Source organism: Desulfovibrio sp. 1188_IL3213 (assembly GCF_036763145.1).
GTDB lineage: Bacteria > Desulfobacterota > Desulfovibrionia > Desulfovibrionales > Desulfovibrionaceae > Desulfovibrio.
Genome location: NZ_JBAIYR010000065.1, coordinates 1 through 8,607 on the forward strand (window position 1 = coordinate 1; position 8,607 = coordinate 8,607).

Genomic DNA, 8,607 nt, shown 5'->3' on the forward strand with positions numbered 1-8,607 from the left:
GCAAAGCCGCGCCCGGCTTCACCGGCACGGGCGGCCTCAATGGCGGCATTGAGGGCCAGCAGGTTCGTCTGGTCGGCAATGTCGGAAATAACGCCCATGACGGTTCCGATGCCCTGCGCCTGACGGCCGAGATCGCTCATGATGCCGGTCATATGTGACGCCTCTTCGTGGATGGACTGCACGGCGGCGGTCACCTGCGTGACCAGATGCGCGCCGCTCTGCGCTTCCTGCTTGGCGGTATTGGCGCTTTGTGAGGTGGCCGCGGCATTTTTTGCCACTTCCATAATGGTGGCGTTCATTTCCTCCACAGCGGTGGCCGTCTGATACACACGCGAGCTCTGCTCACGCGCGCCCTGGCTGGAACGGCTGATCTGCTCGGAAAGACGCCTTGATGCCCCGGCCATTTCTTCCACCAGGTGCGACGCTTCGGCGGCGGCTTTGGCTATGGCCTCGTTCTGGGCTTCAATGCGGCTTTTCTGATTGTATATCTCGGTAAGGTCATTCCAGAAAGCGATGGAACCGAGAAGCGTGCCGTCAAGATTGTAGAACGGCGTGGTGTGCGCCAGCACACGCAGCTTGCGCCCTGAAGGAGTCTGATGGTCAAACTCCAGCGACAGGGCCTTGCGCTCCACAATGGCTCTGTCTGACAGGGTTTCCTTGCGGGCATCGCCGTAGAAAAACAGGCCGGAACGCTGCCCTGTCCACGATTCGAGCGGGCCTTGCTTTTCCAGCAGACGGCATATTTCTTGATTGACCCAAACCATGTTGAAATCCGGCCCCACAATGCCGCAGGGCGTGGGAATGCCGTCCAGCACACCCTGTGAAAAACCGAGACGCTGCTTGAGTTCTTCGACCATGTCGCGCAAGTGACCGGCAAACGTAGCCATTTCTGCCCTGAAACGACCCTGCATCTGGGCTTTGAGGTCGCCTGAAGCCACTTTTTCCGTAAAGCTGGTCAGCGCGCGCAGCGGCCTGAACACAAAATGCTGGTTGATATAGGTCAGCAGGCCGGCCAGCAGCGCTATGGCGGCCAGCCCCACCCCGCACAGGACCAGGCTTTGCGCCGTGGCCGGAGCCGCCAGCTCCGCATCATAGGCGCTCATGCACACAAGCCAGCCCGTGGCCGGAATGGCCGCCACGGTCATGAATTTTTTTTCGCCTTCCCAGGGGTATTCAATAACGCCCTTTTGGGCCTTCATGGCCCTGGCGATAAAGTCCTCGCCGGAAAGGTCCTGCAGCAGCAGCTTTTTGTTGGTGCCGTGGGCAATAAGCCGTCCCTTGGTATCCAGAGCAAAGCCGTAGCCCCGTCGGCCCTGGCGTATGGGGTCGATGGTCTTTGCGGTAAAATCGCTCCAGCGCGGGCATACGGACACGGCGCCAAGCAGACTGCCGTCCGGGGCGTACACGGCCTTGGTCACCACATACACCAGCATGGTGGGATCAGTGGTTGCGCCCATGACGCTGCCACTGAAGGCCAGATCCTTGCCGCCGAAGATGGCCTTGCTGTAGTCACGGTCAAAGCGGTCGCCACCGGTCATGTCTGTTTGCGCGGCGTTAAGCCCCGCCACAATGCGCCCCTTGAGGTCAAAAACAAAAAAGGACCAGTACGAGGGAAAGGACTTCACATAGGTGTGCAAAAGCTTCTGCACTTCGGCCGCCGCCTCGGGCGAACCCGCCAGAGCCTCGCGAACGTGCTCCTGCCCCGAAAGAATTGTGGCTACGTCCACAGATTGCTCAATGTAGTTCTGGGCAGACTGGGCCACAAGGCGGGCCGTCTGATCCAGAGCCTCGCTTTGGACCCCCGATATCATGCGGTATGAGGACAAGGAAACATAGGCGACCAGAACCGCTATTATGATGAAAATGGATGCCGTTATGGAAACTGTGCATATGGTATTAATGCGTATCTGTCGCATTATGCGCCCCCTGACGCTGAGGTGAACAAAGTCTTAGCCATGTATGACACGCAAGGCTTGTTGACAACATTTTTTATTATCTGAAAATAGATATTATTTGTTATCACATAAAAACACATGCACAGATATCTGATAATTCATATTCACCATTCGCCAAAACCCTGAAGAGCATGAAAAGAGGTACTGACTACAATCGTTGCCTGTGAAAAAAACATTAGAGCATTTACCTCTTGAACCTGATCCGGGTTCATGGCTGAAGTATTGCGCAGCGCAGACCGCGCAATGGGGGCAGCCAGAGCGGCGCAAGCGCCAATAGCTCTGGCTTCGCGCGAAATTTTCCAATGCAGCCTGTTCTGCCGCGCCGGACGCGGATTTTTTATGGCATTACGGACCGTTTCATGATTATATGGGCTGGCTTGGCAGAGACGGCCCAAGGGCAGCCCGAGAAGGCATTTAAACAGGAGGGAGGCATGAGTACACATGTAACGTGGGCACTGGTGGGCTTTGGCATCGCCCTGCTTTTTACCTGGGTGCACCATATGCTCAAAAAGCGGGGATTCAAGTTCTTCTGGTACCACCCGCTCTTCACCGGCCTGTTCCTGCTCTTTATCCTCTATCTTCTGGAACGGATCTTTGCCGATCTTTCCGACATCGAAGTACAGGAAAGCTGGAACATGCTGACCTATCTCGGCATTCCCCTGGCCGCTGCGGCCATATTTTTTCTGTACCGCAGCATCGGCAAAAAACGCAGATAAGCACGCCGCCACAGGCGGCACACGATCATATATTTCATACGCCATGCTGGCGGAAAGCAGAAAACGCGGGAATAAGGCCCGCGTTTTCCGTTTTTCGGCACAGCGTTTGCAACAGTGTCTCTGACAGGCCACTAAGCACGCTCAGCCCGAAAACGCCGCGGCGCTCCAGCCCAAGACCTGACCCGAGGCAACGGCGGCAAGCAGCGCAGCATACCGCAACGCTGTTTGATCTTTTTGCACAAAAGGCCCCGCACCAGCGCGGGCATCCCCCCGACAGTCCCACCCCCCATGCCGGCAATGCCTTATCCGCCCTCCTGCCCCCAATGGGCAGGACGATATATACTACCTTTTGGTAGAAATTTGTATATGCTTTAATATAAGCATATTATCTTATTTTTTTACTTTTTCTTCCGGACATCAAGAAAGATTTTTGTCTTTTTCCTACATTTATGTATATTTATTTTACGCCTCTGCCAAAGGTTCATTAATGTAAACACTTAATAATTTTAGCTGGTTGTACAACCACACAATGAAAACTGCCTTCATTTTCATCTGTTGCGGCCACAATCCTGATCTGTAAAAAATTAACCAGATAAAACATAATGTTAGAAACATTAATTCAATATTTCACAAAAAGGGCATATCTGTCCGCTAAAACACTTGATGACATTTTGGACTAAAAAAAACGTCCGAATGTCAACTTTCGACCTTTTCGTAGTATTTTATCAGTGCCATGCTCCCCGTGCTGGCTTTTTTACAGCCCCTGGTGTAAATATATCTATCATTTCAGTCATATCCCTGCTGTGGAACCGTTCTTGCTTAAGGAACCTGCATGGGGCAAGCCCCTTTCAATCCTGCACGTAAACCACCGGGAGGCTTTCATGAAGTTGTTCAAGTTGGTGACCGCCTGCGCCTTGTCGCTTTTTGTCGGACAGGCGGCCCTTGCGGCAGAAAAGCCCATTAAAATCGGCTTCCCCATCCCCCTTACGGGCGAGATACCCAAGGTGGGCGAAGGCTCAAAGTTTGCGGCTGAGATGCTGAAAGAAGAAATCAATGCCAAGGGCGGCCTCAAGGTGGGCGACAAGTACTACCCCCTTGAATTCATCTATGAAGACAACGAATCCAAGCCCGAATCCGCCGTTAACGTCACCCTCAAGCTTATCGCGCGCGACAAGGTTCACGCCATTGTCGGCCCGCAGTCTTCACGTCAGGCCGTGCCTGCGGGCGGCGTGGCAAATGATGAAGAAGTTCCCCTGATCACCCCCTGGTCCACCAATCCCGATGCCACCAACGGACGCCCCTGGGTTTTCCGCGGCGCGTTCCTTGACCCCTTCCAGGCGCCTGTGGCCGTGGACTTTGCCACAAAGCAGTTCAATGCCAAAAAGGCCGCCGTGCTGTATGAGGTCTCCAACGACTATTCCAAGGGCCTTGCCGACAATTTCAAGGAAGCCTTTGAAAAGACGCACGGCAAAGGTTCTGTGGTAGCGATGGAATCTCACGGTCCCAAGGACCAGGACTTTTCCGCCCAGCTGACCAAGATCATCGCGGCCAAGCCCGACTTTATCTTTGTACCCGAAAACTACAGCTTTGCTGCCCTGATCGTGCCGCAGGCCCGCGACCTCGGCTACAAGGGACCGTTCATGGGTTCCGACGCCTGGGGTTCGGCGGAACTGTTCAACCTCTGCGGCAAGGACTGCGTGGGGCAGTATTTCTCTACCCACTACACGGCCGAGGGAGCCACGGGTAAAACCCGCGAATTCATCGACAAGTACAAGGCCAAATACGGCTATGTGCCTGACGATGTGGCCGCCCTTACCTGGGACTCCATCAACATCGTTCTTCAGGCCATACAGAATGCCGGCAAGGTTGATCCCGACCTCAAAAAGCAGCGCAAGATCATTCGCGACAACATGGCCGCCATTGAAAACTTTGACGGCATCACCGGCAGCATGAAATTTGACGACAATGGCGACCCCATAAAGTGCGCGGTTATCGTCCGGGTAACTGACAGCGGCAGCTTCGCCTTTGTGGAATCCGTCTGTCCCAAATAGCCAGACCTGCTGACAAGCCTGGGATGGCAGGCCGTGAGCGCCCGCGGGGGGCGGGTGCTCACGGCACACACTGCCCGAGGGTCTTTACGGCACGGAGAGCGCATACGGGCCAAGGCCCATATTCCCCCTGCGCATCCGGCAGACCGTATCCGGCCCCAACCGCTCATACCGAATCGGGTGCCCTATGGATTTCTTTTTGCAGCAGATGCTCAATGCCCTGCAATGGGGCAGTTTTTATGCGCTCATAGCCTTGGGCTACACTCTGGTCTACGGGGTATTGCGCCTTATCAACTTCGCGCATGGCGATATTTTCATGGTAGGTGCGTACATCGCCTTTTTTGTTTCCACCTGGCTTATTTCCACCGACGGCATGGGCCTGTCCCAGCAGACCGTGCTGTGGCTTACCATTCCCCTGACCATGATGCTCACGGCCTTTGTGGGCGTAACCATTGAGCGCGTGGCCTACCGTCCCCTGCGCCGCAAGGGCGCACACCGCCTGTACGTGGTCATTACGGCCCTTATGTGCGGGCTTATTCTTGAAAACGGCAACCTGGCCCTGCTTGGAGCCACCAAACGCAAACTGCCCGAACTGGTGGACAAAACAGTCTACTCTATCGGCCCGCTGGTGGTCACCAACCTGAAGCTCTGGGTTATTGTGGCCGCTGTTCTCGTTTTTATTGTTCTGCAAACCATCGTTACGCGCACCAAGGTGGGCATGGCCATGCGCGCCGTTTCCTGGGACCGCTTCGCCCTGCCGCTCATGGGTATTCCCCTGGACAGCGTCATTGTGGTCACCTTTATTCTCGGTTCCGGCATCGCCGGGCTTGGCGGCATGCTTTTCGCCATGTGCTACCCCACCCTTGAGCCATACATGGGGGCCATGATCGGCTGGAAGGCCTTTATCGCCGCCGTGGTAGGCGGCATAGGCGACATACGCGGGGCCTTTGTGGGCGGATTTTTGCTGGCTTTTGTGGAAATCATGGTGGTGGCCTTTCTGCCATCCACTTATATGGATTTGTTTTCTTTCACTATTTTACTGCTCATTCTGTGGATGCGGCCCACAGGCATTTTCGGAACCCCCCAAACGACCAAAATATAGCCGGAGTCAGAGATGCTGCTCACCATTGTGCAAATCATACTCGCAATCTTCGCCCTGCTCTGCTTCGGTTATGCCATCAAGCGCGTCGTCACCTGCAAGAAAACCGACTGCCTGCTTTTTATGGTTGTCGGCGTGCTGCTCATCTGTGCCGAGCAGTTTTCGTGGATAGACGGTTACTGGCTGTCCGTGCTCAAATTTATGGGCATCAATATTGTTTTTGCCGCCAGTCTTAATCTGGTCAACGGCTACATGGGAGAATTTTCCTGCGGGCATGCGGGCTTCATGTGCGTAGGGGCCTATGTTGGCGGGCTTATCTCCATCATCCTGTTCACCAACAACAAGCTCGTGGGCGCGCCCCTGCTGCCGCCGGAACTGGCGCCCCTGCTCTTTCCGCTGGTCATTCTTGTGGCGGGCGGCGTGGCGGCCATATTCGGCCTGCTGGTAGCCCTGCCTTCGTTCAAGACCCGCGACGACTACCTTGCCATTATTACCATCGCGGCCAATTACATCATCATAGCCCTCATCATCAATATTGATCTGGTGGGCGGACCGCGCGGCCTTTCCGGCATGCGCGGCGTCGTGCGCGCCATGGAGGGCGTGGCCGACCTGCCGTGGATGATGGTGTGGGTGGTGCTGCTTGTGATGGTGTCCATCATGATGCTGTACCGGCTCGTGAACAGCACCCTGGGCAAGGGCATTCCGGCCGTGTGCCAGAACGAGGTTGCCGCGGAAATCATGAGCGTCGACACCAAAAAGGTAAAACTTGTGGCCTTTATGGTGTCCGCAGGCATAGCTGGCATGGCCGGAGCTGTGTATGCCCACATGTTCAGCTCCATCTACGCCAACAGCTTCGGCATCATGAAGTCCACCGAGGCTATGGTCATGGTTTATCTGGGCGGCATGGGCTCACTTTCCGGTTCGGTGCTGGCGGCCATACTCTTTACACTGCTCATCGAGGTGCTGCGCTTCGCCCTGCCCGCCCTCAGCGACCTTATGCATCATCTGCCCTTTGTTCCCGACAGCTTCATGATCAGCCAGGAATGGAAGTGGGTGCTCATTCCCCTCATTCTTATCCTTCTTATGCAGTTTCGTCCTGAAGGGCTGTTGGGCGGCCGCGAACTTACCCAGGTTTTTCCCCGGCTCAAAAGGCTGCTTGCCCCGGCCCGCGTGGAATAGGCGGCGCGGGCGTCACTGTTGTGCGAATACGTGTTCAATGACTGACAACGTACTGGGGGCGAACCTTGGCACTGCTTGAAATGAAAGACGTAACACAGCGCTTCGGCGGTCTTATCGCGCTGTCATGCTTCAACATACAGATAGAGGACCACAGCCTCACGGGCCTTATCGGACCCAACGGGGCGGGAAAAACCACGGTATTCAACCTGGCTTCGCATTTTTACCACGCCACCGAAGGCGAAATCATCTTTGACGGCCACAAGTACCGGCCCAATCTTGCGCCGCATGAGGTGACCACCCTGGGCATGGCGCGCACCTTTCAAAACATCCGCCTGTGGCCCGGCATGACGGTGCTGGACAATATCTGCGTGTCGCAATACAGCCGCCTGGGCTACGGCCTGCTGGACGCATGGTTCAACACGGGCCGCTACGGACGCGAGGAAAAGCGCGTCAAGAAAAAGGCGGCGGAAATTCTGGAAATTATGGAACTGGGACACGTGGCGGAAGAACTGCCCAAAAACCTTCCTTACGGGCTGCAGCGCCGGGTAGAACTGGCCCGCGCCCTTTCCACCGACCCCAAGCTGCTTTTGCTGGACGAACCGGCAGCCGGGCTCAACTCGTCCGATGTGGACGGCCTGATCAAGCATATCGGCTGGATTTACGACCAGTTCAAGATTGCCATCTGGATGATCGAGCACCAGATGAAGGTGGTCATGTCGCTTTGCCAGCATATTACCGTGGTGGAATTCGGCCAGACCATCGCCAGCGGCACACCGCAGGAAATCCAGAACAATCCCGATGTCATCAAGGCATATCTGGGCGACGAGAACGTGTAGGGGGCATCATGCTGCTTGAAGTGGAAAATCTCTATGCGGGCTACGGCAAGATAGAAGCCTTGCACGGCATATCCTTTCATGTGAACGAGGGCGAAATAGTCACGCTCATCGGGGCCAACGGCGCCGGAAAATCCACCACCCTCAAAGCGGTCATGCGCCTGCCCCCGCCGGAATCTCCCTCGGTGTTCAGCGGCGACATACGCTTCAAGGGAGAGTCCATACTCAAAACAGAGCCGCACAACGTGGTGGCGCGCCTCAAGATGGACCTTGTACCCGAAGGCAGGCATATTTTCGGCAACCTCACCGTGCGCGAAAATCTCAAGCTTGCCACCTGGACCCGCAAGGACGGCGGCGTGGAAAAAGACATGGACAGGGTTTTTGACCTTTTTCCGCGTCTGAAAGAGCGCATTCACCAGCGCAGCGATACGCTCTCCGGCGGCGAGCAGCAGATGCTGGCCGTGGGCAGGGCGCTGATGACAAGCTGCTCGGTCATCCTGCTGGACGAGCCGTCCATGGGCCTTTCGCCGCTGCTCATGTACGACATGTTCCGCACCTTCAAAAGGCTCAACAGCGAAGGACTCACCGTCATCGTGGTGGAACAGAACGCCCGCCTGGCCCTTCAGGTGGCTGACCGGGGCTATGTGCTGGACACCGGAGGCATTGTGGCCCAGGGAACCGCCGCCGAACTGGCGGACACCCCTGAAATAAAGGCCGCATACCTGGGCGCATAAACGGGCGCAAAGCTGTTTCGCACCCGGCGGCCCTGCGGCTTAC

7 protein-coding genes are annotated in these 8,607 nt (G+C 56.0%); 6 read left to right on the top strand and 1 reads right to left on the bottom strand.

What is annotated here, in order from left to right; genetic code table 11:
- On the bottom strand, positions 1-1,916 hold a 1,916-nt coding region (locus tag V6C16_RS04905; protein WP_333542832.1), incomplete at its 3' end, for a methyl-accepting chemotaxis protein.
- Positions 1,917-2,386: 470 nt separating this feature from the next.
- Between V6C16_RS04905 and V6C16_RS04910 the strand changes: the two genes are divergently transcribed.
- The 6 genes from V6C16_RS04910 to V6C16_RS04935 all read left to right on the top strand — a co-directional run bounded on the left by V6C16_RS04910 (position 2,387) and on the right by V6C16_RS04935 (position 8,564).
- Positions 2,387-2,671, top strand: a complete 285-nt coding sequence (locus tag V6C16_RS04910) for a hypothetical protein (protein WP_333535528.1) — start codon at positions 2,387-2,389, stop codon at positions 2,669-2,671.
- An 881-nt stretch (positions 2,672-3,552) separates the two neighbouring features.
- Positions 3,553-4,722, top strand: coding sequence for an ABC transporter substrate-binding protein (locus V6C16_RS04915; protein ID WP_333535529.1), 1,170 nt, complete (start codon positions 3,553-3,555; stop codon positions 4,720-4,722).
- 184 nt (positions 4,723-4,906) lie between these two features.
- The gene (locus tag V6C16_RS04920) at positions 4,907-5,821 is read left to right on the top strand and encodes a branched-chain amino acid ABC transporter permease (RefSeq protein WP_333535530.1); all 915 of its coding nucleotides are present in this window, start codon (positions 4,907-4,909) and stop codon (positions 5,819-5,821) included.
- A 120-nt stretch (positions 5,822-5,941) separates the two neighbouring features.
- Positions 5,942-6,997: a branched-chain amino acid ABC transporter permease gene (locus V6C16_RS04925; protein ID WP_333542833.1), complete on the top strand. Its 1,056-nt coding sequence runs from the start codon at positions 5,942-5,944 to the stop codon at positions 6,995-6,997.
- Positions 6,998-7,062: 65 nt separating this feature from the next.
- Complete coding sequence (locus tag V6C16_RS04930) at positions 7,063-7,833, top strand: ABC transporter ATP-binding protein (RefSeq protein ID WP_333535599.1); 771 nt, start codon at positions 7,063-7,065, stop codon at positions 7,831-7,833.
- 8 nt (positions 7,834-7,841) lie between these two features.
- Positions 7,842-8,564: an ABC transporter ATP-binding protein gene (locus V6C16_RS04935; protein WP_333535600.1), complete on the top strand. Its 723-nt coding sequence runs from the start codon at positions 7,842-7,844 to the stop codon at positions 8,562-8,564.
- Positions 8,565-8,607 lie beyond the last annotated feature (43 nt).

Excerpts from the sequence above, each read along its gene's own strand:
- V6C16_RS04935 (WP_333535600.1), top strand. The coding sequence starts at position 7,842 with ATGCTGCTTGAAGTGGAAAATCTCTATGCGGGCTACGGCAAGATAGAA.
- V6C16_RS04910 (WP_333535528.1), top strand. The coding sequence starts at position 2,387 with ATGAGTACACATGTAACGTGGGCACTGGTGGGCTTTGGCATCGCCCTG.
- V6C16_RS04920 (WP_333535530.1), top strand. The coding sequence starts at position 4,907 with ATGGATTTCTTTTTGCAGCAGATGCTCAATGCCCTGCAATGGGGCAGT.
- V6C16_RS04925 (WP_333542833.1), top strand. The coding sequence starts at position 5,942 with ATGGTTGTCGGCGTGCTGCTCATCTGTGCCGAGCAGTTTTCGTGGATA.
- V6C16_RS04915 (WP_333535529.1), top strand. The coding sequence starts at position 3,553 with ATGAAGTTGTTCAAGTTGGTGACCGCCTGCGCCTTGTCGCTTTTTGTC.